The 23,371-nt window shown below is 43.9% G+C and carries 24 protein-coding genes; 17 read left to right on the top strand and 7 right to left on the bottom strand.

Annotation, left to right across the window (positions count from 1 at the left end; all coding sequences use genetic code 11):
* Nucleotides 1–75 precede the first annotated feature (75 nt).
* From cysT to AZH43_RS08775, 5 genes are all read left to right on the top strand, one after another.
* Complete coding sequence (gene cysT, locus AZH43_RS08795) at nucleotides 76–909, top strand: sulfate ABC transporter permease subunit CysT (RefSeq protein ID WP_067668797.1); 834 nt, start codon at nucleotides 76–78, stop codon at nucleotides 907–909.
* Nucleotides 906–1,793, top strand: coding sequence for a sulfate ABC transporter permease subunit CysW (cysW, locus tag AZH43_RS08790; protein WP_067668795.1), 888 nt, complete (start codon nucleotides 906–908; stop codon nucleotides 1,791–1,793). Before cysT ends, cysW begins: the two co-directional genes overlap by 4 nt.
* 11 nt (nucleotides 1,794–1,804) lie before the next feature.
* The gene (locus tag AZH43_RS08785; protein ID WP_067668793.1) at nucleotides 1,805–2,866 is read left to right on the top strand and encodes a sulfate/molybdate ABC transporter ATP-binding protein; all 1,062 of its coding nucleotides are present in this window, start codon (nucleotides 1,805–1,807) and stop codon (nucleotides 2,864–2,866) included.
* A 50-nt stretch (nucleotides 2,867–2,916) separates the two neighbouring features.
* Nucleotides 2,917–3,840 carry a CysB family HTH-type transcriptional regulator gene (locus AZH43_RS08780; protein ID WP_067668791.1) on the top strand — a complete coding sequence of 308 codons (924 nt, stop codon included), beginning with the start codon at nucleotides 2,917–2,919 and terminating at the stop codon, nucleotides 3,838–3,840.
* A 112-nt stretch (nucleotides 3,841–3,952) separates the two neighbouring features.
* A complete protein-coding gene (locus AZH43_RS08775) occupies nucleotides 3,953–5,146 on the top strand; it encodes an OmpP1/FadL family transporter (protein WP_067668789.1) in 1,194 nt (397 codons plus the stop codon).
* Between the two features lie 67 nt (nucleotides 5,147–5,213).
* Here the strand turns inward: AZH43_RS08775 and carO are convergent, their stop codons facing one another.
* On the bottom strand, nucleotides 5,214–5,939 hold the full coding sequence (gene carO / locus AZH43_RS08770) for an ornithine uptake porin CarO (RefSeq protein WP_067668788.1): 726 nt from the start codon (nucleotides 5,937–5,939) through the stop codon (nucleotides 5,214–5,216).
* A gap of 314 nt (nucleotides 5,940–6,253) precedes the next feature.
* Here carO and dapD point away from each other — a divergent pair, with 314 nt between their 5' ends.
* The 6 genes from dapD to AZH43_RS08740 all read left to right on the top strand — a co-directional run bounded on the left by dapD (nucleotide 6,254) and on the right by AZH43_RS08740 (nucleotide 10,248).
* A complete protein-coding gene (gene dapD / locus AZH43_RS08765; RefSeq protein ID WP_067668785.1) occupies nucleotides 6,254–7,075 on the top strand; it encodes a 2,3,4,5-tetrahydropyridine-2,6-dicarboxylate N-succinyltransferase in 822 nt (273 codons plus the stop codon).
* A 100-nt stretch (nucleotides 7,076–7,175) separates the two neighbouring features.
* Nucleotides 7,176–7,886: a 7-carboxy-7-deazaguanine synthase QueE gene (queE, locus tag AZH43_RS08760; protein ID WP_067668783.1), complete on the top strand. Its 711-nt coding sequence runs from the start codon at nucleotides 7,176–7,178 to the stop codon at nucleotides 7,884–7,886.
* 41 nt (nucleotides 7,887–7,927) lie between these two features.
* A complete protein-coding gene (queC, locus tag AZH43_RS08755) occupies nucleotides 7,928–8,599 on the top strand; it encodes a 7-cyano-7-deazaguanine synthase QueC (RefSeq protein ID WP_067668781.1) in 672 nt (223 codons plus the stop codon).
* Between the two features lie 13 nt (nucleotides 8,600–8,612).
* Nucleotides 8,613–9,023, top strand: a complete 411-nt coding sequence (locus AZH43_RS08750) for a hypothetical protein (RefSeq protein ID WP_067668779.1) — start codon at nucleotides 8,613–8,615, stop codon at nucleotides 9,021–9,023.
* 63 nt (nucleotides 9,024–9,086) lie between these two features.
* Nucleotides 9,087–9,782, top strand: a complete 696-nt coding sequence (locus AZH43_RS08745) for a Dph6-related ATP pyrophosphatase (protein WP_067668777.1) — start codon at nucleotides 9,087–9,089, stop codon at nucleotides 9,780–9,782.
* Between the two features lie 10 nt (nucleotides 9,783–9,792).
* Nucleotides 9,793–10,248 (top strand): peroxiredoxin, encoded by a 456-nt coding sequence (locus tag AZH43_RS08740; protein WP_067668775.1) that lies wholly within the window; start codon nucleotides 9,793–9,795, stop codon nucleotides 10,246–10,248.
* Between the two features lie 134 nt (nucleotides 10,249–10,382).
* On the opposite strand, the gene AZH43_RS08735 is transcribed toward AZH43_RS08740, so the two are convergent.
* Nucleotides 10,383–10,985, bottom strand: coding sequence for a LysE/ArgO family amino acid transporter (locus AZH43_RS08735; protein WP_067669129.1), 603 nt, complete (start codon nucleotides 10,983–10,985; stop codon nucleotides 10,383–10,385).
* A gap of 116 nt (nucleotides 10,986–11,101) precedes the next feature.
* Between AZH43_RS08735 and AZH43_RS08730 the strand changes: the two genes are divergently transcribed.
* A complete protein-coding gene (locus AZH43_RS08730; protein WP_067668773.1) occupies nucleotides 11,102–11,998 on the top strand; it encodes a LysR family transcriptional regulator ArgP in 897 nt (298 codons plus the stop codon).
* Between the two features lie 8 nt (nucleotides 11,999–12,006).
* On the opposite strand, the gene AZH43_RS08725 is transcribed toward AZH43_RS08730, so the two are convergent.
* Nucleotides 12,007–12,576, bottom strand: coding sequence for a YceI family protein (locus AZH43_RS08725; RefSeq protein WP_067668771.1), 570 nt, complete (start codon nucleotides 12,574–12,576; stop codon nucleotides 12,007–12,009).
* Nucleotides 12,577–12,655: 79 nt separating this feature from the next.
* Nucleotides 12,656–13,225: a nicotinate-nicotinamide nucleotide adenylyltransferase gene (locus AZH43_RS08720; protein WP_067669127.1), complete on the bottom strand. Its 570-nt coding sequence runs from the start codon at nucleotides 13,223–13,225 to the stop codon at nucleotides 12,656–12,658.
* Nucleotides 13,226–13,330: 105 nt separating this feature from the next.
* Between AZH43_RS08720 and AZH43_RS08715 the strand changes: the two genes are divergently transcribed.
* Both AZH43_RS08715 and AZH43_RS08710 read left to right on the top strand, forming a co-directional pair.
* Nucleotides 13,331–14,131 (top strand): enoyl-CoA hydratase-related protein, encoded by an 801-nt coding sequence (locus AZH43_RS08715; RefSeq protein ID WP_067668769.1) that lies wholly within the window; start codon nucleotides 13,331–13,333, stop codon nucleotides 14,129–14,131.
* 135 nt (nucleotides 14,132–14,266) lie between these two features.
* Nucleotides 14,267–15,028: a nitroreductase family protein gene (locus AZH43_RS08710; RefSeq protein WP_067668767.1), complete on the top strand. Its 762-nt coding sequence runs from the start codon at nucleotides 14,267–14,269 to the stop codon at nucleotides 15,026–15,028.
* Between the two features lie 164 nt (nucleotides 15,029–15,192).
* Here AZH43_RS08710 and AZH43_RS08705 read toward each other — a convergent pair whose 3' ends face one another.
* Nucleotides 15,193–15,510 (bottom strand): NGG1p interacting factor NIF3, encoded by a 318-nt coding sequence (locus tag AZH43_RS08705; protein WP_067668765.1) that lies wholly within the window; start codon nucleotides 15,508–15,510, stop codon nucleotides 15,193–15,195.
* A 56-nt stretch (nucleotides 15,511–15,566) separates the two neighbouring features.
* Between AZH43_RS08705 and AZH43_RS08700 the strand changes: the two genes are divergently transcribed.
* Entirely contained in the window at nucleotides 15,567–16,178 is a 612-nt protein-coding gene (locus tag AZH43_RS08700; protein ID WP_067668763.1) for a hypothetical protein, read from the top strand.
* A 239-nt stretch (nucleotides 16,179–16,417) separates the two neighbouring features.
* On the opposite strand, the gene AZH43_RS19065 is transcribed toward AZH43_RS08700, so the two are convergent.
* Nucleotides 16,418–16,546, bottom strand: coding sequence for a KGW motif small protein (locus AZH43_RS19065; protein ID WP_264753349.1), 129 nt, complete (start codon nucleotides 16,544–16,546; stop codon nucleotides 16,418–16,420).
* Between the two features lie 223 nt (nucleotides 16,547–16,769).
* Nucleotides 16,770–20,606, bottom strand: a complete 3,837-nt coding sequence (gene purL, locus AZH43_RS08695) for a phosphoribosylformylglycinamidine synthase (protein ID WP_067668761.1) — start codon at nucleotides 20,604–20,606, stop codon at nucleotides 16,770–16,772.
* A gap of 575 nt (nucleotides 20,607–21,181) precedes the next feature.
* Between purL and AZH43_RS08690 the strand changes: the two genes are divergently transcribed.
* Together AZH43_RS08690 and ruvA are read left to right on the top strand one after the other, a co-directional pair.
* A complete protein-coding gene (locus AZH43_RS08690; RefSeq protein ID WP_067668759.1) occupies nucleotides 21,182–22,519 on the top strand; it encodes a deoxyguanosinetriphosphate triphosphohydrolase in 1,338 nt (445 codons plus the stop codon).
* A gap of 141 nt (nucleotides 22,520–22,660) precedes the next feature.
* Nucleotides 22,661–23,263: a Holliday junction branch migration protein RuvA gene (ruvA, locus tag AZH43_RS08685; RefSeq protein ID WP_067668757.1), complete on the top strand. Its 603-nt coding sequence runs from the start codon at nucleotides 22,661–22,663 to the stop codon at nucleotides 23,261–23,263.
* The last annotated feature ends 108 nt before the right edge of the window (nucleotides 23,264–23,371 follow it).

The following is a 23,371-nucleotide window of genomic DNA, read 5'->3' as shown; positions in this document are numbered from 1 at the left end:
TATGCTTGAACCGAATTTTACATTTTGTTTTTTATTGACTGATTTCAGTCAATTTTCTCTTTTTGAGGAGTAGTCATGTCGCAGCGGTCCCGAGTGCTGCCAGGATTTGGTCTGTCTTTAGGCTTTACCCTTGCGTATTTGTCATTAATCGTGCTGATTCCTTTATCTGCGGTTTTTATTAAATCGCTGGGTATAGGCTGGGATGGTTTATGGGAAATTTTAAGTTCTGAGCGAATTTTAAAATCCCTTCAATTAAGCTTCAGCACAGCAATTATTGCCGCGCTGGTCAATGTCGTTTTTGGCCTGTTGCTGGCATGGTGCCTTGTGCGCTATACCTTTCCTGGCAAACGAATAATTGATGCCTTGGTCGATTTGCCTTTTGCCCTGCCAACAGCTGTTGCCGGCATTGCATTGACATCCCTGTATGCGCCTACAGGCTGGATTGGTCAGTATTTAGAACCCATCGGCATTAAAGTCGCATATACCCCTATCGGGATTACATTGGCGCTGATCTTTATTGGCATTCCGTTTGTGGTGCGTACGGTACAGCCCGTACTAAGCGACTTAGAAACCGAACTGGAAGAAGCCGCTTCTGCTTTAGGCGCGAACCGCTTTCAAATTGTCACTAAAGTCATTCTGCCGATTTTATTTCCAGCATTAATTACCGGCTTTGCATTGGCATTTGCACGCGGCGTCGGCGAATATGGCTCGGTCATTTTTATTGCCGGCAACCAGCCCTTTAAAACTGAAATTGCACCTTTGATGATTATTTCTCGTTTAGAAGAATATGACTATGCGGGCGCAACCACTATTGCTGTGGTCATGCTGGTGATTTCATTTGCTATTCTGTTTGCCATTAACTTAGTGCAAGCATGGGCAAGCCGACGCACAGGGAGAACCGCGCGATGAACGTAAACAGCAACGAATTAGCGAAAAAGCTGCAGTCACGTGACGCAACCCGTGAACCTGCTGCCGTGCGCATTGCATTAATTACCATTGCATTGATTTTTTTCGTCAGTTGCTTAATGCTGCCTTTAGTGCTGGTGTTTGTAGAAGCCTTTAAACAAGGTGTAGGCGTCTATTTTCAAGCCTTGGTGCATCCGGACACACTCTCTGCTGTCAAATTGACCTTATTGACAGCCGTCATTGCTGTGCCGCTGAATGTAGTTTTTGGCGTAGCGGCGGCTTGGACTGTTGCGAAGTTCAACTTCCGCGGCAAATCAATTTTAACGACAATTATTGATATGCCGTTTTCAGTCTCGCCAGTCATTGCCGGCCTAATGCTTGTGCTGATTTTTGGCACACAAGGCTGGATGGGCAATTGGCTGATGGATCATGATATTAAAATCCTTTATGCAGTCCCTGCAATTGTGCTGGCGACAATCTTTATTACTGTACCTTTTGTTGCCCGCGAGCTGATCCCTTTAATGGAGGCGCAAGGTACGGAAGAGGAAGAAGCGGCAATTGTCCTCGGCGCCAATGGCTGGCAGACCTTTTGGAAAGTCACCCTGCCAAATATCAAATGGGGCTTAATTTACGGCGTAATTCTGTGTAATGCGCGCGCAATGGGTGAATTCGGTGCGGTTTCTGTGGTTTCTGGCCACATCCGCGGTGAAACCAATACCCTGCCGCTGCACGTCGAAATTCTCTATAACGAATATACTTTCAGCGCCGCCTTTGCTGTTTCATCCCTCTTGGCATTGCTGGCAATTGTCACCCTGATTTTAAAATCGTGGGTTGAAATCCGCCAAGAGAAACAGGACAAGCGCAATGAAGATTCAACAGCTTCTTAAGGAATGACCTCATGAGTATTCAAGTAAAAAATATTGAAAAACACTTTGGTGCATTCCATGCGCTGAAAAATATCTCTTTAGATTTTCCAGATGGCCAATTGGTGGCTTTGCTTGGGCCATCCGGCTGCGGTAAAACAACTTTGCTGCGCATTATTGCCGGCTTAGAATCGGCAGATGGCGGTAAGGTTATTCTGGAAGGCGAAGACGCAACCAATGTTCATGTCCGTGAACGCGAAGTAGGCTTTGTATTTCAGCACTATGCTCTTTTCCGCCACATGACGGTATATGACAACATTGCGTTTGGCCTGCGCGTCCGCCCGCGCGCTACACGCCCGAATGAATCTGAAATCAAAAAGCGCGTAACCCGCCTGCTGGATTTAGTGCAGCTTGGCTTTTTGGCAGACCGCTTCCCTGCGCAGCTGTCTGGCGGCCAGCGCCAGCGTATTGCGCTTGCCCGTGCACTGGCTGTTGAGCCGCGCGTGCTGCTGCTGGATGAGCCATTCGGCGCATTAGATGCCAAAGTGCGTAAAGAACTGCGCCGCTGGCTGCGCACCTTGCATGATGAACTGCACATCACCTCCATTTTTGTCACGCATGATCAGGAAGAAGCGCTGGAAGTGGCTGACCAAATTATTGTCATGAATAAAGGCAATGTGGAACAAATCGGTTCACCGCGTGAAGTCTATGAGAAACCGGCAACACCGTTTGTATTTGATTTCTTAGGTCAAGCTAACCGTTTTGAGGGCCAAAACAGCAACGGCATTATTCAAATTGGCGAAGACCGCATTCAATTGCCGCAGGCGCCAAATGCGCCGCAAGGCCCTGTGATTGCTTTTGCCCGGCCAAATGAACTTCGCATTCATGCGCAGCCGCAGGACAATGCCATTCAAGCCACCTTCCTGCGTGAAATTTGGATTGCAGGTAAAGTATTGGCAGAACTGCATGACCGTCAAGGCAATCTGATTGAAATATCACTGACACCCGATGAAGCAAAACTGCACCAATTCCGCCCGAATCAAACGGTATGGCTCAGTGCATCTGCTTTACATTTATTTGAAAACCAAGTCGCTTAAGGCTTTATGATGGGGCATTGCGCCCCATCAATTTTGAGGTATGCAGGAATATGAATTTCCAACAATTAAGAATTATTAGAGAAACCGTTAGACAGAACTTTAATTTGACAGAGGCTTCTGCTGCGCTGTACACCTCTCAATCCGGGGTCAGCAAGCATATTAAAGATTTAGAAGACGAATTAGGCGTGCAGCTGTTTATCCGTAAAGGTAAACGCTTACTCGGCTTAACTGAGCCGGGGCAATCGCTGCTCGGCATTGTAGAGCGCATGCTGGTCGACGCAGAAAATATTAAGCGCTTGGCCGACGATTTTAACAAAGTGGATGAAGGCACCCTGACAATTGCGACTACACATACCCAAGCGCGTTATGTTTTGCCGCCAATCGTCAATAAATTCAAAAAAGAATTTCCTAAAGTCCATCTGATTCTGCAGCAGGCCAGTCCAGTAGAAATTACAGAAATGCTGCTTCAAGGCGAAGCCGATATTGGCATTGCAACAGAATCTTTAACCACAGAAGACAACCTTGCCAGCGTACCGTTTTATAATTGGCAGCACAGCATTCTGACTCCGCAGAATCACCCGCTGGCCAGCAATAACAACATCACGATTGAAGATTTATCGCACTACCCCATCATTACCTATCATGGCGGTTTCACAGGCCGTTCAAAAATTGATACGGCATTTGAAGAGGCTGGATTTGATGTGGATATTGTGATGTCTGCACTGGATGCCGATGTCATTAAAACGTATGTTGAACTCAACATGGGGGTCGGCATTGTCAATAATGTCGCTTACGATGCAGAACGCGATTACCGTCTAAAACAAATTCCAACTGATATTTTTGGCGTGAATACGACATGGATTGCAGTTCGAAAAGGTCATCTTCTGCGCGGCTATGGCTATGAATTTATCTCTTTGTGCTCACCCGATGCAGATATTAAAGCGCTGAAAAAAGTCGCTTATCCCGACGACTGACATAAAAAAGAAATAAAAAGGAGACATAAGTCTCCTTTATTTCTCTTACTTTGATTTAAATACTTGCATAATAGGCCATACAAAAGAAAAACTATTTCAGGCCCAAACACCCATGAAATCGGCAAGCCTCATTGCAATAATTCCATTATGCCTTTCCCTGCCTGGCCATGCCGCAGCTTTAGAACGGTCAGGTCAAAATATTCAATCTTTTTTTGAAACCGGCAATTATACCGAATTCAGTTTGGGGCAAATCCAAGGCAATGTTAGCGGTGAAAATGCAAATCGGGAGCAATTGTCTGAATCTCTGGGAATCACTGATTTTTCAACAGGAAATTTAGTTGAAGATTCTGTCTTTATTCAAGCCGCTCTCAAACTGCAGCTGCACCCTAAATTTTCTGCGGGATTGATTTTTGATCAGCCTTTTGGAATTAAAGTAAACTATGATTATCGGCCAAAATCCATTCTCGGCTATGAACAGCTGGAAGCCGTCGATATTCACCTAAAAACTCAAAACATCACAGCTTTAGCTGGTTTTCAGCCCAACAGCCGGTGGAATATTTACGCAGGCTTAGCACAGCAGAGTTTTGAAGGAGACTTAAGCCTTTTCGGACAAAGCTATTATTTTTTTAATGGCTATCAAGTGCAGTTAAAAAAAGACTACGCGCTCGGATGGCTTGCAGGCCTCAGCTACCAAATTCCGGAAATGGCTTTGCGCACCAGCCTCACCTACCGTTCCAAAATCAAGCATAAAGTGCAAGCGCTGGAAAATACGCCAGATAATGGCTATTTTGAAAATTCTACAAAAATAGAAACACCCCAATCTGTCACGTTTGATTTTATGAGTCCAGTGAGTGCATCCAACCTGATTTTTGGCACAATCCGCTGGGTGAATTGGAAAGATTTTAAAATTCAGCCCGATGGCTTTTCTCAGGTTATTGACCCTTATATTTATTTAGTCCCAGCCTTAGCAGAGTTTAATCTTGTAGATTATAAAGCCGATCAATGGTCAGCCAAACTAGGCATAGCACATCAGGTTAATGAACAGTGGTACGCCAGCTTAGAAACTGCATGGGATTCCGGCAGCCAAAATCCCTCTTCAACAGTCAATCCCGCAGATGGCTATAACAGTATTGGCCCCGGATTCAGACACAATTTTTCATCTAAAACATACCTTTCTGGCGGTATTTATTATTTCCGGTTCCGTCCGTCTAAGCCTGATAAAAACAGTATTACAGTCACCTCGTTATCCACCTTAGAAAACAAAGAGGCTTGGGTTTATGGGCTTAAAATCGGCCATTCATTTTGAGTTTTAAATTCCAATGCATCAAATAAAAAACGGGCCGAAGCCCGTTTTTCTTAATATGTAGAATCAATTACCAGTGGTAGCTTACGCCGACTTTACCTACTGGCATCCATTGATATTTATCATCTTCACGGATTTTTTGCTCTTCTGCACGTAAATCTGCAGTTGCATTGCCGTTCAAGCCAATAAACTTACCGTCTTTATCCAATTGCACATCTGGGTTTCCAGTGTAGTAAGCGCCAATCTCACCAAACACACCCCAGTTTTTGTTGATTTTTGGTGCCCAGCCTAAACCTAAATATGGTGCGATATCATTTTTATACGATAATTGCCCGTTGATAGAACCATCGTATAGGTACTTATTGCCATTCAATGTAACTTCACCATCGCTTGAACGCTGAGTTAAGTCATAGTCATTGTCAATGTAAGCAACACCGGCTGCAACATAAACGCCTTGAGCCCAACGGTTAGTGCTTGCCCCCCATGGACGAAGTTCAGCATTTAAATAGACATTGTTGTTTTCCATATCAACATCGTATTTAGTTCCGTCAATCGATAAATCATCATTCCATGAAATATCACCGCCATTATAGCCAAGTGCAAGGCCAACATAAGGGTTTGCAGTCCAAAGCAACGCGCCGCCATAACCTGTAGTACCGACCTCAAGGCGGGCACCAGACGGAATCAATTGGTTTTGATCAAATGCATAGCCATCATGTACAACTGATGTATCTGCCATTGCTGTGCCAGCTGTTGCCAGTAAAGACACGGCTAAAACTGTACGTAGAGCTTTCATTGTGTTTTCTCCTCAAATACAAACTTTTAAAAATTATTGGTTCATTTGCATGGTTCGCTGCGTATGAGAGGAATATAAAGCACTTGCCGATCACGTTTTATTCAAAATTTGCTTAGTTTTTGTTATTTTTTGATACAAATTGAGCTTTCATGTTGATTGCTAAAAAAAATCAGCCCTATTTTTGAACTCGACTCATCAATTCAGCTTATTTTCTCTTACTTTAATAATAAATTCCGATCTATTGTTTATTTTCCATCTATTTTGAACCCAATTTAGTGTAAAATCTTGGAAAATTTTTTTCTGGATGGAAGAACATGTCTCAGCTTTCAACAATCATTGAACAAGCCTTTGAAGACCGTGCGAATTTCACAGCAGCGGACTGCTCAGCTGAAATCCGTCAAGCAGTTGAAGAAGTTATTGCTGGCCTTGATAATGGCTCATTGCGCGTTGCTGAAAAAATTGATGGTGAATGGATTGTTCACCAATGGGTTAAGAAAGCAGTTTTGTTGTCATTCAAGTTAAACGACAACAAGCCAATGGAAGCTGGCGATCTTCGTTTTTATGACAAAGTGGATACTAAATTTGCTGATTGGACTGAAGAACAGTTTAAAGCTGCTGGCGTACGTGTAGTGCCGCCTGCTGTTGCGCGCAAAGGTTCTTTCCAGGCGAAAAACGTTGTACTGATGCCTTCTTATGTGAACATCGGCGCTTATGTTGATGAAGGCACAATGGTTGACACATGGGCAACTGTTGGTTCATGCGCTCAAATCGGTAAAAACGTTCACCTTTCTGGCGGCGTAGGTATTGGCGGTGTTCTTGAGCCGCTTCAAGCCAACCCAACCATTATTGAAGACAACTGCTTCATCGGCGCGCGTTCTGAAATTGTTGAAGGCGTGATTGTTGAAGAAGGCTCTGTGATTTCTATGGGCGTGTTCATCGGTCAATCAACTAAAATTTATGACCGCGCAACTGGTGAAGTTCATTATGGCCGCGTACCAGCAGGCTCTGTGGTTGTTTCAGGCAGCCTGCCTTCTAAATGCGGTACTTACAGCCTGTATGCTGCAATCATCGTGAAAAAAGTTGATGCTAAAACACGCGCTAAAACCAGCTTGAACGATTTGCTGCGCGAAGACTAATTTTGCATTAGCTGACTGCGGAACTATAATTGTTCCTCATCTCTACGATTAGAAATGATCGTAGAGATTTTTTGTTTTTTTATATCTGGTTAATTTTGTTATGAGTACCCTTCGTTCTGCTGCTATTCCTGTTTCTGATCCGTCTGCGGGTTTACGTATCACGGAGATTTTTTATTCATTGCAAGGTGAAGCCAATACTGCGGGCTTACCGACAGTTTTCATCCGCTTAACCGGATGCCCGCTGCGCTGCACTTATTGCGATACCACTTATTCTTTTGAAGGCGGTGAACGCAAGTCATTAGACGACATTATTCAAACCACGCTCGATTTTAAAACCCCCTATATTTGTGTAACTGGCGGTGAGCCGCTGGCACAGCCGAACGCATTGCCGCTGATGCAGCGCTTGGCGGATTTAGGCTGTGAAGTATCACTGGAGACCAGCGGCGCTTTGGATGTCTCTAAAGTTGACCCGCGGGTTTCAAAAGTTTTGGATTTAAAAACACCTGCTTCTGGCGAATCTGCACGGAATTTGCTTTCAAATATTGATTATTTAACTGAGCATGATCAAATTAAGTTTGTGATTTGCGACCGTGAAGACTACGAATGGTCTAAACAGCAAGTTCAACAGCTTGAGTTGAATAAAAAAGCCGGCACTATTTGGTTTTCTCCTGCATTTGCAGTCGAAAAAGGCGTTGTGCGCCTGCCTCAGCTTGCGCGTGATCTTGCGCAATGGATCTTAGAAGACCGTCTCCCCGTCCGTTTCCAGCTGCAGCTGCATAAACTGCTTTGGAACGATGAAACCGGCCGCTAAGTGATATAGATTTTTAAGTAATATAGATTTTGGAGAAAGACATGCGTCCTCGCGCGATTGTACTGTTATCTGGCGGTTTAGACTCAACTACCTGCCTCGCTTGGGCTCAATCACAGTATGAATGCATTGCGCTCAGCTTTATGTATGGCCAGCGTTCTACAACTGAGCTGGATGCAGCCCGTGAATTAACAGCGAAAGCTGGTGTTGAGCACCGTGTTATCAACATTGATTTAGGCAACCTTGGCGGTTCTGCATTAACAGATCACACAATTGATGTTCCTGATCATGAACAGGAAGGTATTCCTGTAACTTATGTTCCAGCGCGTAACACAATTTTCTTATCTTATGCACTGGCTGCAGCCGAAGTTTTTGGCGCGGAAGCCATTGTCATCGGCATCAATGCTGTTGATTATTCAGGTTATCCAGACTGCCGTCCTGAATTTATTGAAGCCTTTGCCAACATGGCGCGCCTTGCAACAAAAGTGGGCGTTGAAGGAAAACCCCTTAAGTTTGAAACACCTCTGTTACATTTATCCAAAGCAAATATCATTCGCTTAGGTATAGAACATGGCGTAGACTACAGTCAAACGGTGTCTTGCTATCAAGCAGATGACCAAGGTCGTGCTTGCGGTAAATGCGACAGCTGCCGTCTGCGTAAACAAGGTTTTGCAGATGCTGGCGTTGAAGATCCGACACGTTACATACCGAAATAACAAGGTAGGGTTTATGAATATTTTAAAATCAAACATTATTCTTTCTGCGGCAGTTTCTGCGGCAGCGTTATTTGCTTCTGCTGCGCATGCAGACAATGACAAGCTTCAGCAAGCTTATAAGAGCACTAACGTAAAATCTGCGTTAATTAATGTTTGTAAAGAAGAGACTGGCAAAGGCAAAAAATTATCTGTTGCTGAAGTCAGCAAATACTGTACCTGTGCAGTTGAAGCAGACGGCCGTTTAACCAACGCGCAAAAATGGGAAATCCAAAGTACCATTAACCAAAAGAAAAGCCCTGCAACTTTAGCTTTTGTTCAAAAGCAAAATAAAGACCTGCAAGCTTGTTTTGGCCCGCAGTTAACTGGCAAATTAAAAAGCTTAACTGAAGAAGCAATGAAATCTGCTCAAGCGCCGAACAAATAATTTCTAATGCCGAAAAAGCCTGCATGATGCAGGCTTTTTTATGGATTAAATTTAAGGAATGCTATGTCAAAATCGTGGCGGATGCCCCTGAAAGGCCAAAAGTTCATTGCGTCATACAGCGGCGGCAAAGACAGCACATTAGCCCTGCATGCCGCACTGCAAAATGGTGAAGCGCTCGGGCTGATCATTATGCTGGAAGAGCAAGGCTTGCGCTCCCGCTCTCATGCCATGCCCTTAGATATTATCTATGCGCAGGCTCAATCTATTGGCCTGCCTATTCTAACGGCATGCGCCAACTGGCAAGATTATGAAGCGGAATTTTTAAAACTGCTTGGCAAAGCGCAAGATATGGGCGCCCAAACCTTAGTGACGGGAGATTTAGACCTGCCTGAACATGGGTGCTGGCATGAAAAAGTCGCCCTGCAGGCTGGGCTGGAACTGCATATGCCGCTTTGGCAACGGCCGCATTTAGAGGTTGTACAGGAATTTATCCAGCTTGGATTCCGAACCATAGTGACAACCGTCAATTTAACTCTTGGAATGACAGCAGAGGATTTGGGGCAAACTCTAAGCTTAGACTATATCCATGCATTGCAGCGCAGAGGCATTGATCCTTGCGGTGAAGGCGGTGAATTTCATACCACCGTACTGGATGGCCCTCTATTTAAAAACCCGGTCGCTGTACGCCAAGGGGAAATTCTGTATCATGATGATTATGCATTCTTAACCCTTGAATTAGAATCTCAGTCAATATTTTGAAGGAATCTGTATGTCAGACATTACTTTACCAAATCAGGCATTCCCTGCCACAACCGGCGAAATCAATCTTGCAGAATTGCCGGCAGAATGGCTGATTGTATATTTTTACCCGAAAGACTCGACACCGGGCTGCACCACGCAAGCCATTGGCTTTTCATGCTTAAAAGATCAGTTTGACAGCTTGAATACAACGGTTATCGGCATTTCACGTGACTCTGTAAAAGCGCATCAGAACTTTACAGAAAAGCAAAATCTGAGCATTAACTTAATCAGCGATAAAGAAGAAATACTCTGCAATCATTTTGATGTGATTAAAGAAAAGAACATGTATGGCAAAAAAGTAATGGGCATTGAGCGTTCTACTTTTATTTTCCATAACGGCAAATTGGTGAAGGAATACCGTAAAGTCAAAGCGGCTGGACATGCTGAACAAGTGCTGGAAGATATCAAAGCGCTGCAGGCTTAAACACTGAAATTTTAACAGCCGCCATTGGCAGATATTGCAAGCAATCACTATAAAAGCCTAATCCTGATTAGGCTTTTATTTCATCAGCATGATTAAACCTACAAAAATAAAAGGTCGGAAGCTGCCTGCAGCCCTTAAAAATCAAATACTAAAGATATGGCGATTGCCCACATAATGACAGCAATTATGCCATCCAGAAACTGCCAAGCCTTCGGATTTTCAAATACAGGAATCAGTACTCTTGCCCCATAGCCCAGCGTAAAGAAAAACAGCCAAGATGCAGATACTGCGCCAGCAGCAAAAAGGGCTTTATCCGTAAACTGGGTAGAAATTGATCCCAGCAGAATTACTGTATCCAAATATACATGCGGATTGAGCCAAGTTAAGGCCATGCACATCAACAGAATTTGCATCAAACGGCTTTCACTGTTTGCGCTCAGCTGCATGGTAGACTCCGCTTTCAATGCCTGCAGCGCATGCTGCAGGCCATACCAAAATAAAAACAGCGCCCCGCCCCATTGAGCAAATTGAATGATTTGCGGATAATGCTGCAATACTGCCGAAAAGCCCGACACCCCCATTAAAATAAGCAAAGAATCCGAAAGCGCGCAGGCAAAGCACACCCAAAATACGTGCTGCTTTTTCAGCCCTTGCTTCAAAACAAAGGCATTTTGCGCGCCAATGGCAATAATCAAGCTCAAGCCAACGGCCAGCCCCTGCAAATATGTATTCAGCATCATGCAATCGCATCAAGAAAAATTTGATGCATTATCTATTTTTTCATATCAAATTAAGTATTATTTAGTAAATATAAGCGTACCTAAATTTTACTAAGTTAATCATGAGATGAATAATGCTTAACCACAAACAGTGTGACGCATTTTTAGCCGTTGCAGAAACGGGAAGTTTTGACTTGGCCGCAGAGCGCTTATGCATTACAGCATCTGCTGTGACACTGCGGGTACAAAGTTTAGAAAAAACCTTAGGGCATGTGCTGATTGTCCGTGAAAGGCCCTGCCGGACAACCCAAGCAGGCCAGTCCCTCTTGCATTATTTGCAGCACAGCCGACTGCTTGAGCAAAATTTTATTCAAACACTCACGGGGCAAACCGCCGCTTTTTATCAGGTCAATATTGCCGCCAATGCGGATTCTCTGGCGACTTGGCTCTTGCCCTTGCTTAGACCTGCTTTAATTGAACACAAAATTACCGTGCATTTTCATGTAGATGATCAATCTGAAACGCATCATTTACTGGAAGCGGGTCTAGTTAATGCCTGTGTCACACAAGAAACTCAGGCCATGAAAGGCTGCATTGCTGAGTACTTGGGCAGTATGACCTACCGTTTTGTTGCCACGCCTGCATTTGTTCAGCAATGGTTTGCTGACGGGGTTAACCGAGATGCGCTTCGCCATGCGCCCGCATTGATTTTCAATGCCAAAGATCAAATGCATACAGCAACAATTCAGCAGCGGTTTGGACTCAATCCTTCGCAATATCCGCATCATTTTATTCCATCTTCAAGCGCATTTTTAGATGCCGCTGTATTAGGCTTAGGATATGGCTGGCTGCCCGATTACCAAGCTGCGCAATATTTAAAGGAGGAAAAATTGATAGAAGCTGCTCCAGATTTGCATTTAGAATTGCCACTTTATTGGCATCATTGGAAACAGCAATCGGAGGTCTTGGATACATTAACCCGCCTGCTGCGGACACAGGCTGGACTGATCATGAATGAGCCGCTGTCTTGAACTGCCGGCTATTTAACCTGCCATTGCCCAGTTAACTGAATACTGACCTTTTCACCGACGCCTCCATACGATTTTTTCATTCCAAAATCACTGCGGTTGATATAGCCAACCGCATAAACATCCAGCAACCTCGGGTTGAGCGCATTCGGTTTTAGCACCACATCAAAAGTCACCGGCTTGGTAATACCGCGTAAAGTTAAATCACCTTCAACTTTAAACCGGTCTTGATCTTGCGGGACGAATTCGGTACTTCTAAACGTAACCGTTTTATATTGCGCTGAGTTAAAAAAATCTTCACCCAAAATCATTGGCGTTAAGGCAGGATTGCTAAACCGCAAAGTGCTGGCAACCAGCGTGACCACCACAGATGCGTTTTGCGGCATATGAATGTCAAAATACAGACGTGACTGAGGCTGATTTGAAACACCCTTGACCACCGAAAGGCCTACAGTCTTAATATCAAAACTCACACTGCTTGCATCAGTTAATGTCCAGCTCTGCGCATGCAGCTGGCTCAACAGGCTTAATGCGGCAATGCCGGCAGCCAATCCCAGCCTCCTCATTTTTGTGACATCCATTTCATACTCCAGCACACAATCACTATCCCACACCCTCTATACAGTTTGATGACCTGCCCGGCCTTAAAATTAACGAAATTTAAATTAAATTGCTTTTATCTTGCGTCAAGAATTTGTGCTGCAATTGTTGATAAACTGGCGTTTCTTTAAACTTATGTAAAAATTCACGGGTACCTGCCGGGAAAGCGGATTCAATCACGTCACCGCGATAATAAGCTTCACGCACCGGCGTTGCAGACATAGAATCCTGCAGGCTGATCAGTTCAACCATTTCCCATTCTGAGAAAAATTTTAAATAGTAAGATGAATCATCTTTAAAATGCCCGATCAGCCCAATACGGTCATCCGGCTGAGTGATGCCCGCCACCAATGATTTGACTAATTTTTGCCATTTTTCATCATTATAAACATCTATTACCGCAACAAATTTAATCCGCTTTTGATCTTCTGCCGAAAAATTTGACAGAATCATTCGCTCACGCTCTTCTGCCGTAAATGGATTTTTGATATTCCGTTCATTTTGCGCGGAGCCCAAAGCCAAAATCACGTAATGGCTCTGCTTCAGCGCAATTTGTATGGTTTGCATATGCGCCAAATGAAAAGGCTGAAAACGGCCGATGAATACCAAATAATCGAATGTATAGTTCATAGCAAGATCTTCGTTTTTTATGAACTCATGAGTTGCGACTGTCTGCAAAAAATGCGACATAATGAGCCCAGAAAATTTGAATTAATTGAAAGCAAGGATAGTACGATGACACTGAGCTGTATTCAACAACCTCATGAACATTTGAATGCGAATTTAGATAATGGCGTACTGACATTAGCCATTAACCGCCCAGAAGCCAAAAATGCCTTGTATAGCGAGCTGTATTTAAAAATTGCGCAGGCTTTAGATGAAGCGGATGTCGACGGCAGCGTGCGTGCAGTAATATTGCGTGGCGCTGATGCAGATTTTACTGCCGGCAACGATATGCAGGATTTCATGAAATCTGCAGCGCAAAAAGGCCAAGCCCCTGCGTCTCAAGGCGCTCCGTTTATTCTGCTTAAATCGGCCGCTAAATTTTCTAAGCCGCTGATTGCGGCTGTGCGCGGCGTTGCTATCGGTATTGGAGTAACTGTCTTGCTGCACTGCGATTTGGTGTACAGCGATAATACGGCTTTATTCCAAATTCCATTTGTCAGCCTCGGGCTGTCGCCTGAAGGCGCTTCAAGCAAGCTGCTGGTTGAACAGGCAGGCTATCATAAAGCCGCTGAACTGCTTTTAACTGCGCAAAAATTTGATAGCGCAACTGCGGTTTCTGCCAACTTAGTCAACAGCATTGAAGAAGACGTTTATGCCGCCGCTGCAAAAAAAGCCGCTCAGCTGTCTGCTCTGCCGCTAGCGTCATTGGTTCAGTCTAAATCTTTAATGAAGCACAATGTAAATGAAATTGTGGCTTGGATTGATCACGAAGCTGAAATTTTCATGGGCCGCGTTGGCTCGCCGGAAATGCTTGAAGCCGTCGCTGCATTTATGCAAAAGCGTAAGCCTGATTTTGCTCAGTTTAACTGATGCTTAGCGCCTTTAAAGCCCGCTGATTTAAAAACCATCTGATCTATGCAGGTGGTTTTTTTATGGAATGCCCTTATATCTAGAAACACGACTAATTATTCAAATTCATCAACCATTTTATAGGAATGAAGCCTCATGTCAGAGTCAGTAAAAACAGAAAAGAAACGCTATTACGAACCTGCGCCTCAAGATATTGATGCCGATAATTTCCGTAAAGTTGTAGAAAGCCGCCGTTCAGTGCGTAAATTTACCGATAAAGCCATTCCTTCTGATGTGCTGGATGCTTGCTTAGACTTAGCCTTACTTGCGCCGAACTCATCTAATTTACAGCCTTGGACATTTTATGTGGTGCAAAACCCTGCCAAGAAAAAGCAGCTGGTAAAAGCCTGTTTAGGTCAATTAGCCGCTAAAACTGCCTCTGAACTGATTGTTTGCGTTGCGCGCACTGACCGCCTTGATGAAATGGCAAAACGTAATATTTCAGAATTTCCATTTCCAGAAGCGCCTGCTGCCGTACAGAAATATTACAAGTTCATTCCTTACAACTACAAAACAGGTTACATGAATGCATTAGGTAACTTTAAGAAAGTTGCTTTCAAAGTTGCACGCACACTGGATAAACAGTTGCCGGTTACTGCATTCAATACGGCTGATGCCAAACTTTGGGCAAGCAAAACAACCGCACTTGCATGTGAAAATCTGGTTTTGTCTTTGCGCGCTTATGGTTTTGACAGCTGCATGATGGAGGGTTTTGACGAACCTTTAGTGAAGAAAATTTTGAACCTGAATGATCAGCAGTACCCTGTCATGGTGATTGGTGCAGGCGAGCGTGCTGAAGATGGCGTGTTCTTTCCGCAGTATCGTTTTGATCGTGAGTTGTTTATTCAGAAGGTTTAAATCGACCAGCAATTCCCTCTCCTTTAAGGAGAGGGTTAGGGAGAGGTAATTTTAAATACCCTCATCCTCTTGCGGAATATATTCCGCATCCCAGAGAGAGAAGGAATATCCAAAATATAGTTTTCCTCTCTCTATTCAAATTACTTCATCCTATATTTTTATACTTAATAAAAAACATCCACCATTTGAATAAACTCAAAAGCTGGCTCTTCATAAGGATGACTGGCTTTTAAAGCTCTCGCTACATCACTGGCTTTATCTTCCGGCACAATGGTTTCCACCCGCCACTCTGGAATTTGCTCTAAAATATCCAGCTCACCTATAAAGGGATTTGCGCCTTTTACAGGTTTAAACTGCCCTGTGCCCAGCACCTGCCAAGCGCAGTGTTCATAATTACCTATACCGCCTGCGCCTGCTTCAAAGACAGCAAGTTTAGTCGATTCAAGGTGTGATTCGGGAACGTAGTAAATGAGTTTGAGCATTGAATTATTTGAAAATATAGATATATGATTGTTAATTATAAATTCAAATAGTCATTATGAATAATCATCCATTACTTCAATATATTTCAACTACCTCAAAACATCTATTATGGCAGTTTGGAAATAGTGGAACATTCGGTATACCTGAAGCTTTAAGAAGCTCTGCCAATGAAATTTACTTACAATCAAAACTGGCAAATGAAGGCTTATATTATTTACAAGTCAAAACTTTTCTTGAAACATTAGAACTAGATGCAAATGATATTGAAAAGTTTATGAAAGAAAATCCTAATCACCAAAGATTAGGATTTGAAATATTCAAAATACTTGAACATACAATTTTAGATAAACAAGCAAAAATGCTGGCTAAAGCTTTTCAACTTTTTACACAAAAACAAATTTTCAAGCAAGAATTTGATAAATATACTTATATTATAACAAGGTTAAATAGCCATCTCATTCATTTAATAGATGACCTATCTGCAGTAAAAACTAATCTAGATAATCCAAAATATGAGTTTGATATTGAAAACCCCAATATGGAATTTGTAAGCTTTGGTTTTTTAAAAGAAGTATCCTCTCCTCTTTATCCCGGATCAACTCAAATTGCACGATTTAAAAGAACCGACAGTTTTTATTGCTTTTACGAAAATATTTTCAAAGACTAATCAAATCACATGACCTGCGACATGGATGTCGCCGTTAGACTGTAGGACAGGACGTCCCATCAGTCTAACAAAGGGCTTTTGTTACTTTTCGCCCATGAAAAGTAAAATCATATTTATATGAACAATATAAAATTTTTCAGTCTATTTAAAATTATGCCAACTAAAAGTGCTCACTGTTTTTATATACAAGCACATTTAATAAAAAACCGCCTCTCGGCGGTTTCTTTAATTCACAAATATTACATCTGCAAAACATAACCCAAAACTAAAAACACCAACTGCAAACACACAACCGCACCAAACAGCTTCCATCCCTTCTTACGCAGTACAGACTTGTCTACCGCCTCATACGTAACTGTTTTTATCATGTCATCACCTCATACTAGAGTGTTGATACTGAATTTACTGAATAATTTGCCGTTCTTCTATATCGCACAATATTTGTGCATTTATTACACAATATCAGTTTTACATAAATATAAAAGCAAAATTTGAACCAACGTCAGCAAGAGAAATAAAAATTTAAAAACAAAAAAGACTATTCAATAAAAAAGCCACCCGAAGGCGGCTTTTTAAAATACTGACTTCAGATTAACCAATAAACTTACGCGCATTGCGGAACATACGTAACCATGCGCCGTCTTGATCCCAATCTTCCGGTTTCCAAGAATGCTGAATCGCACGGAAGTTACGCTCAGGGTGCGGCATCATAATCGTTGCACGGCCATCTACAGATGTCACACCTGAAATCGCTTCTGGTGAACCGTTCGGGTTCATTGGGTAATGCTGTGTCGGGTTGCCTTGGCTGTCGACATAACGCAAGATCACTTGATTGCCTGCATTCAATGCTGCAATGCTAGATTCAGGCGCAACCACACGCCCTTCACCATGCGCAACTGCGATTGGAAGAATTGAACCTTCCATGCCTTCTAACAATACAGAATTCGATTTTTCAACTCGAACGTTGACTGCACGCGCTTCAAACATTTCAGACGTGTTACGGTGAAAACGCGGCCAGTTGTCTGCACCTGGAATCAGCGGAGCCAATTGCGACAGCATTTGACAGCCATTACAAATACCTAAAGAGAAGGTTTCATCACGGTTGAAGAATTTCTCAAACTGGTCGCGCAGTTTCGGGTTGAACAGCACCGATTTAGCCCAACCGCCGCCTGCACCCATAACGTCGCCATAAGAGAAGCCGCCGCATGCCACGAGGCCTTCGAAGTCATCCAGGCTGATACGGCCAGCAAGCAAGTCGCTCATGTGTACGTCGACAGTATTGAAGCCGACTTTGTCGAATGCTGCAGCCATTTCAACATGACCGTTTACGCCTTGTTCACGTAAAATCACCATGTTTGGACGGCGTTCATTAATGTACGGCGCTTCAATTGGCTCATTCAAATCGAATGTTGGTTTAGCAATTAAACCTGCATGTGATTTGTCAGTAATCAACGCGTATTCTTGATCTGCTGTTTCTACGTTGTCACGCAGACGCTGAATTTGATGCGACACTTCAGTCCAAGCCACTTGAAGGTCTGCACGCTCAAGCACTAAGCCGTTTACAGTCAATTGGTCAGAATTATTTACAGTACCTACCACTGTAATTGCATCTTTCAGTGCAGATGCTGCGACTTCAGTTTCTAATGCGATCCAATCCGCTTTCGCAATTTGAAGCACTGCACCAATTTCTTCTGCAAATAGGCTTTCAGTTGATTGATCTTCAAGTGCCACACCTAGACGCGCAGCGAACATCATTTCTGCAACAGTTGCCAGCAAACCGCCATCACCGATGTCGTGGTACGCTTTGATTAGACCACGGTTGTTCCAATCTTGAACCAATGCAAAGAATGCTTTGAAGTCATCGAAGCTGTCTACGTCTGGCGTAACAGAACCAATGGCTTTATAAACTTGAGCAAGGATCGAACCGCCTAGACGGAATTGACCTTTTGAAAGATCGATACGTACCAGTACAGATTCTTCATTTTTCAGTTCTGGTGTCAGTGTTTTACGAACATCAGTCACTGGTGCAAATGCTGTAATCACGCCTGTCATAGGAGATGTTACGGCTTTATCTTCGCCTTCATCATTCCAAGTGGTACGCATAGACAATGAGTCTTTACCCACTGGAATGGCAATACCCAAAGCAGGACACATTTCCATACCGATGGCTTTTACGCCTTCGAATAAAGCTTGGTCTTCGCCCACTTGACCTGCAGCCGCCATCCAGTTTGCAGACAATTTAATGTCGCTGATCTGGTCAATTTTTGCAGACATAATGTTTGAAATTGATTCAGCAACTGATAAACGCGCAGAAGCGGCTGGGTTTAGCAACGCAACCGGCGGACGTTCGCCCATCGCCATTGCTTCACCTGTATAACCCACAAGGCTTGTTGTGGTTACCGCTGCATCAGCAACAGGAACCTGCCAGCGGCCCACAAACTGATCACGCGCAACCATACCGGTAATTGAACGGTCACCAATGGTGATGAGGAACGATTTAGACGCAACAGTCGGGTTCTTCAGAACGCGGTAAATTGCATCTTTAAGATCCGTCACTGTTTCAGCTGTGAAGTCATCACCTTGACGTTCAATGGTTTCATATGAACGGCTCATACGCGGTGTGCCGCCAAGCATCACTTGCATTGGCATATCCACAGCTTTGTTTTCAAACAATGGATCTTCAACGGTTAAGTGACGCGCTTCAGTCGCTTCACCCAATACTGCAAATGGGCAGCGTTCACGTGCACAAATTGATTCAAATAATTCTAAAGAACTTGGACGAATCGCCAATACATAGCGCTCTTGCGCTTCGTTTGACCAGATTTCCATTGGAGACATGCCCGGCTCTAAAGATGGAATCTTACGTAGATCAAGCACAGCGCCCAATTCATGATCATTCACAAGCTCAGGCATCGCATTCGATACACCGCCTGCACCCACGTCATGTACAGACACGATTGGGTTGTAATCTTCCATGCGCCAGCAAGCATCAATCACTTCTTGGCAGCGGCGTTCCATTTCAGGGTTTTCACGCTGTACAGAAGCGAAATCCAGATTTTCACCCAATTTACCGCTGTCTACAGAAGATGCTGCACCGCCGCCAAGGCCGATCAGCATGGCTGGACCGCCAAGAACAATCAGCAAGTCACCCGGCTGGATTGCATCTTTTTCTACATGGTCAGGACGGATGTTGCCGTAACCGCCAGCAATCATAATGGGCTTATGGAAGCCTTTTACATCGCCATTTACATTTTGTTCAAAGGTACGGAAGTAACCATTTAGTGCAGGACGGCCAAATTCGTTGTTGAATGCAGCGCCGCCCAATGGGCCTTCAATCATAATTTGAAGCGGAGACGCCATGCGTGACGGCTTGCCGTAGTTTTCTTCCCAAGGCTGTTCAAAGCCCGGAATATTCAAGTTAGAAACAGTGAAACCGGTTAAACCTGCTTTCGGTTTACCGCCGCGGCCTGTTGCGCCTTCATCACGGATTTCACCGCCCGAACCCGTCGCTGCACCGGCAAAAGGTGCAATCGCAGTCGGATGGTTGTGGGTTTCCACTTTCATCAGGATATGAGCAGCTTGGCTCTTATATTTATAAACGTGATGCCCTGTTTCAGCATCTTGTTTTGGATAGAAACGCTGTGTATCGAAACCCACAATCACAGAGGCGTTGTCTTTATATGCTGACAGCACATCTGTCGGTGATTCTTTATACGTGTTCTTGATCATTTGGAACAATGACAATGGCTGTTTTTCACCATCAATTGTCCATTCAGAACCAAAGATTTTATGACGGCAATGCTCAGAGTTTGCTTGGGCAAACATCATCAGCTCGATATCGTGCGGGTTGCGGCCCATTTTGACAAATGCAGCCGTTAAATAATCAATTTCTTCATCTGACAGCGCAAAACCAAACTCAGAGTTTGCTTTCACCAGCGCATCTTTGCCTTGACCTAAAATATCAATACTGTTTAAAGGTTTTGGTGCAGTTTCAGAGAACAATGCCGCGGCATCTGCAATTTGCGCAAAAACACTTTCCGTCATACGGTCATGCAGTGCCAGTTTAACTTCGTCAGAAACGTCTTTTAGACCCTTCAAAGTAAACAAAACACCGCGTTCAAGGCGGTGAACCGGTGTATTGCAGTTAGCGAAAATATCCGTTGCTTTCGATGACCACGGAGAAATTGTTCCGACTCGCGGCGTCACTAATATTTGGACTTCATCACTTGCAGCTTGACGCAATTCAAAAGATTGACCATCGTTAAGCAGCTGTAAAGCAGATTGCTGTTGCTGCTCAGTCAGCGCTTGGTCAAATAAATAAACCCATTGGCTTTCAATTTCTTGAACAGAACTAATCGAAGATAGACGTGTTAATAGTTGCGTTTTCTTAAAAGAAGAGTGTGCTGATGCACCGGCCACGATAAACATGCTGATTTTGGCTCCACGGGCTGGTCTTTTGAACCATGCCGCAATGTGACTTGAAGAGAGCGCATATTCTACTGTGTATTGGCAAAATCAGCTAGATGGCAAAACAGTTTTATCCTTCTTATTCCTATAAGAAATACCGAGAATTTGTTTATTTTCAGACAAAAAAATTGAATGCTTCCTAAAGAATAGCGTCCACAAGCATGTATCAAAATAATTCAAAAAATAAAGAGCTGGTTTATTTTAGGGCAATTGCCATAAAAAATAAGCAGGTCTTACTGGGGCTTTTATTAAAAAATACTGCATGAGTCACCAATCCTTCCCCAGCCGCATATAAGCAATCATCTGCATAAACAGCCTGCCCATTTCACGGCAAAACGCCCTTAGATCGAAAGAATGCTGTGCGCAGCAGCCATAGTGCATAAAAGATTCAATTGCTGTTTTGACATTCCCCCATACGTTTTACTGTGGTGAATGACGGTATTCATTTTATTAAGTGTCAGTATATGACGCGGTGCCCTAGTGCTTTTCATACAAATTTGGCATGATGCAAACAGCACATCACTGAATAATGATAAATGACTCAAATGCGTTGGCTAGAACTGCTTTCGACAGTTCGCATAGGCAGTAAAAAGCAAAGTTCTGAACAGGCGCGCAGCCCTTTTCACAAAGATTATGACCGTATTATCTTTTCACAAAGTTTCCGGCAGCTCAACCGTAAAACTCAAGTACACCCGCTGACGCAGCATGATGGCATTCATACCCGCCTCACCCATTCTTTAGAAGTCTCCTGCATTGGCCGCTCCTTAGGCATGCTGGCCGCAGAGAAAATCAAAACCGAACTTCCCGTATGGATTTCACCGGCTGATGTCGGCGCAATCATTCAAGCGGCGTGCCTCGCACACGATATTGGCAATCCGCCCTTTGGCCATGCGGGTGAATATGCCATCCGCGAATGGTTTGATGATGCCTCCCATACCGATTTCCTTAAAGACCTCAGTCCAGAACAAGAAGCCGATGTGCGCCAATTTGAAGGCAATGCGCAAGGCCTGCGCCTGCTGACAAAAATTGATTACCATCCCAATGATGGCGGTATGCGCCTGACTTACGCAACATTAGGGGCTTACTTAAAGTACCCATGGCTATCCAAAACCATTGCATCGCAAGGCAATACACCTGCCAGCAAGCGCGCAAAGTTCGGCTGCTATCAGTCTGAAAAAGATATTTTGCAGCAAATTGCTGAACAATTGGGGCTGATTCAACTGGGCGACCATCATTATTGCCGCCATCCGCTGACCTATCTGCTCGAAGCGGCTGACGACATGTGCTATGCGCTGATTGATCTGGAAGACGGTATCATTCTGAATATGCTGAGCTACGAAGAGGTCGAGCCGATTTTTTTAGAGCTCATTGCAGATTATGGCATTCCATCTGAGCTTTCGATGAATACGACGTGGCAGCAAAAAATTGCGGCTTTGCGCGGGCGCGTGATGAAACGGCTGGTAGATGAAGTCACAAATGCTTTCGCAAAACACCATTTTGAAATTCTGGCTGGCCAGCTGCACGGCAGCCTTTTAGACTATTGCCCTGCGGATATTGCCCGCGGCATCAACCGTGCGAAAGAATTGGCGCGGGACAAAATTTTTGAACATCCGCAAAAAGCAGGTTTAGAAATTATTGCGCATCAAAGCCTGCAGAATATTTTAGATGCTTTTATTCCGCTGACCACGCCGCATAAAAATCTCAGCTTTAAAGAGCAGCGGCTGATGTCCATTTTGAACCGTTCCGGCGCTCATTTCAGTGACAATCATTACGACAATATCATGCTGGTTCTCGATATTATTTCCAAATTTTCCGACCATCAGGCGTATAACTTGTCGCAAGAGCTGCAAGGCAATAAGGCGGGTTTAATTTAAGCCCATGGGCTGAATTTCAAACCTATTCACGCCAATATTGTGAAAATTGCACTCTTTTTTAAGGTTTAACCCGCGGCATTTTGTATTTATACACAATGCCGATTAATATGCTTTGCATCAACATAGAAGTGAATAAATTTAATGATCGGATGTTTAATTGGCGAAGTGCTTGCACTGGAAGTTTCGACAGTGCTTTTGAATGTTAATGGCGTAGGTTATGAAGTAGATACACCGCTGTCTACATTCTGCCAATTGCAAAAAGGTCAGAAAGTGACTTTGTGGACGCATTTAGTTGTGCGTGAAGATGCACAGCTGCTGTTCGGCTTTGCCCATGCACAGGAAAAAACCATTTTCCGCACCCTGCTGAAAGTCAATGGCGTTGGCCCTAAAATGGCGCTGGCCATTCTTTCTACCTTAAGTATAGAAATGCTGATCCATACCGTAGAACACGGTGATGTGAAAACCCTCGTTAAGGTGCCGGGTGTTGGCGCCAAAACAGCTGAACGCTTAATGATTGAACTGCGCGACCGTTTCAAAACCATGTCATCAAGTTCGGCTCCAAGCAACTCAACGGCTGAGCAAATTCAGTTTAGCGGCAACTCTGCAGTTGCAGAAGCCGAAGCGGCCCTGCAGTCTTTAGGCTATAAGCCTGCCGAAGCGCAAAAACTGGTGAATGCTGCCAAAGGCGACTTTACCGAAGCCAGCGACATTATCCGTGCAGCATTAAAGTCTATGAATAAATAATTTTTTAGTTTCTAATGAGCTCTGTATCCTTTGCCTTTTAAAACTATAGACAGTATTTGAGTCATGAAGGCGGCATGGATGTAGCCGTTAAACTGTGCTACACAAGGA

The organism is Acinetobacter pragensis, from assembly GCF_001605895.1.
Lineage (GTDB): Bacteria > Pseudomonadota > Gammaproteobacteria > Pseudomonadales > Moraxellaceae > Acinetobacter > Acinetobacter pragensis.
Note: the sequence above shows the minus strand (reverse complement) of the source record. Positions and strands in the feature narration are given on the sequence as shown.

Coding starts and splice junctions, on each gene's coding strand:
- AZH43_RS08710 (WP_067668767.1), top strand. CDS start 14,267: ATGTCAGAGTCAGTAAAAACAGAAAAGAAACGCTATTACGAACCTGCG.
- AZH43_RS08785 (WP_067668793.1), top strand. CDS start 1,805: ATGAGTATTCAAGTAAAAAATATTGAAAAACACTTTGGTGCATTCCAT.
- dapD (WP_067668785.1), top strand. CDS start 6,254: ATGTCTCAGCTTTCAACAATCATTGAACAAGCCTTTGAAGACCGTGCG.
- AZH43_RS08735 (WP_067669129.1), bottom strand. CDS start 10,985: ATGCTGAATACATATTTGCAGGGGCTGGCCGTTGGCTTGAGCTTGATT.
- AZH43_RS08780 (WP_067668791.1), top strand. CDS start 2,917: ATGAATTTCCAACAATTAAGAATTATTAGAGAAACCGTTAGACAGAAC.
- ruvA (WP_067668757.1), top strand. CDS start 22,661: ATGATCGGATGTTTAATTGGCGAAGTGCTTGCACTGGAAGTTTCGACA.
- queE (WP_067668783.1), top strand. CDS start 7,176: ATGAGTACCCTTCGTTCTGCTGCTATTCCTGTTTCTGATCCGTCTGCG.
- cysT (WP_067668797.1), top strand. CDS start 76: ATGTCGCAGCGGTCCCGAGTGCTGCCAGGATTTGGTCTGTCTTTAGGC.
- AZH43_RS08690 (WP_067668759.1), top strand. CDS start 21,182: ATGACTCAAATGCGTTGGCTAGAACTGCTTTCGACAGTTCGCATAGGC.
- AZH43_RS19065 (WP_264753349.1), bottom strand. CDS start 16,546: ATGATAAAAACAGTTACGTATGAGGCGGTAGACAAGTCTGTACTGCGT.
- AZH43_RS08715 (WP_067668769.1), top strand. CDS start 13,331: ATGACACTGAGCTGTATTCAACAACCTCATGAACATTTGAATGCGAAT.
- AZH43_RS08720 (WP_067669127.1), bottom strand. CDS start 13,225: ATGAACTATACATTCGATTATTTGGTATTCATCGGCCGTTTTCAGCCT.
- carO (WP_067668788.1), bottom strand. CDS start 5,939: ATGAAAGCTCTACGTACAGTTTTAGCCGTGTCTTTACTGGCAACAGCT.
- AZH43_RS08700 (WP_067668763.1), top strand. CDS start 15,567: ATGAATAATCATCCATTACTTCAATATATTTCAACTACCTCAAAACAT.
- AZH43_RS08740 (WP_067668775.1), top strand. CDS start 9,793: ATGTCAGACATTACTTTACCAAATCAGGCATTCCCTGCCACAACCGGC.
- AZH43_RS08705 (WP_067668765.1), bottom strand. CDS start 15,510: ATGCTCAAACTCATTTACTACGTTCCCGAATCACACCTTGAATCGACT.
- queC (WP_067668781.1), top strand. CDS start 7,928: ATGCGTCCTCGCGCGATTGTACTGTTATCTGGCGGTTTAGACTCAACT.
- AZH43_RS08730 (WP_067668773.1), top strand. CDS start 11,102: ATGCTTAACCACAAACAGTGTGACGCATTTTTAGCCGTTGCAGAAACG.
- AZH43_RS08725 (WP_067668771.1), bottom strand. CDS start 12,576: ATGGATGTCACAAAAATGAGGAGGCTGGGATTGGCTGCCGGCATTGCC.
- purL (WP_067668761.1), bottom strand. CDS start 20,606: ATGTTTATCGTGGCCGGTGCATCAGCACACTCTTCTTTTAAGAAAACG.
- AZH43_RS08775 (WP_067668789.1), top strand. CDS start 3,953: ATGAAATCGGCAAGCCTCATTGCAATAATTCCATTATGCCTTTCCCTG.
- AZH43_RS08750 (WP_067668779.1), top strand. CDS start 8,613: ATGAATATTTTAAAATCAAACATTATTCTTTCTGCGGCAGTTTCTGCG.
- AZH43_RS08745 (WP_067668777.1), top strand. CDS start 9,087: ATGTCAAAATCGTGGCGGATGCCCCTGAAAGGCCAAAAGTTCATTGCG.
- cysW (WP_067668795.1), top strand. CDS start 906: ATGAACGTAAACAGCAACGAATTAGCGAAAAAGCTGCAGTCACGTGAC.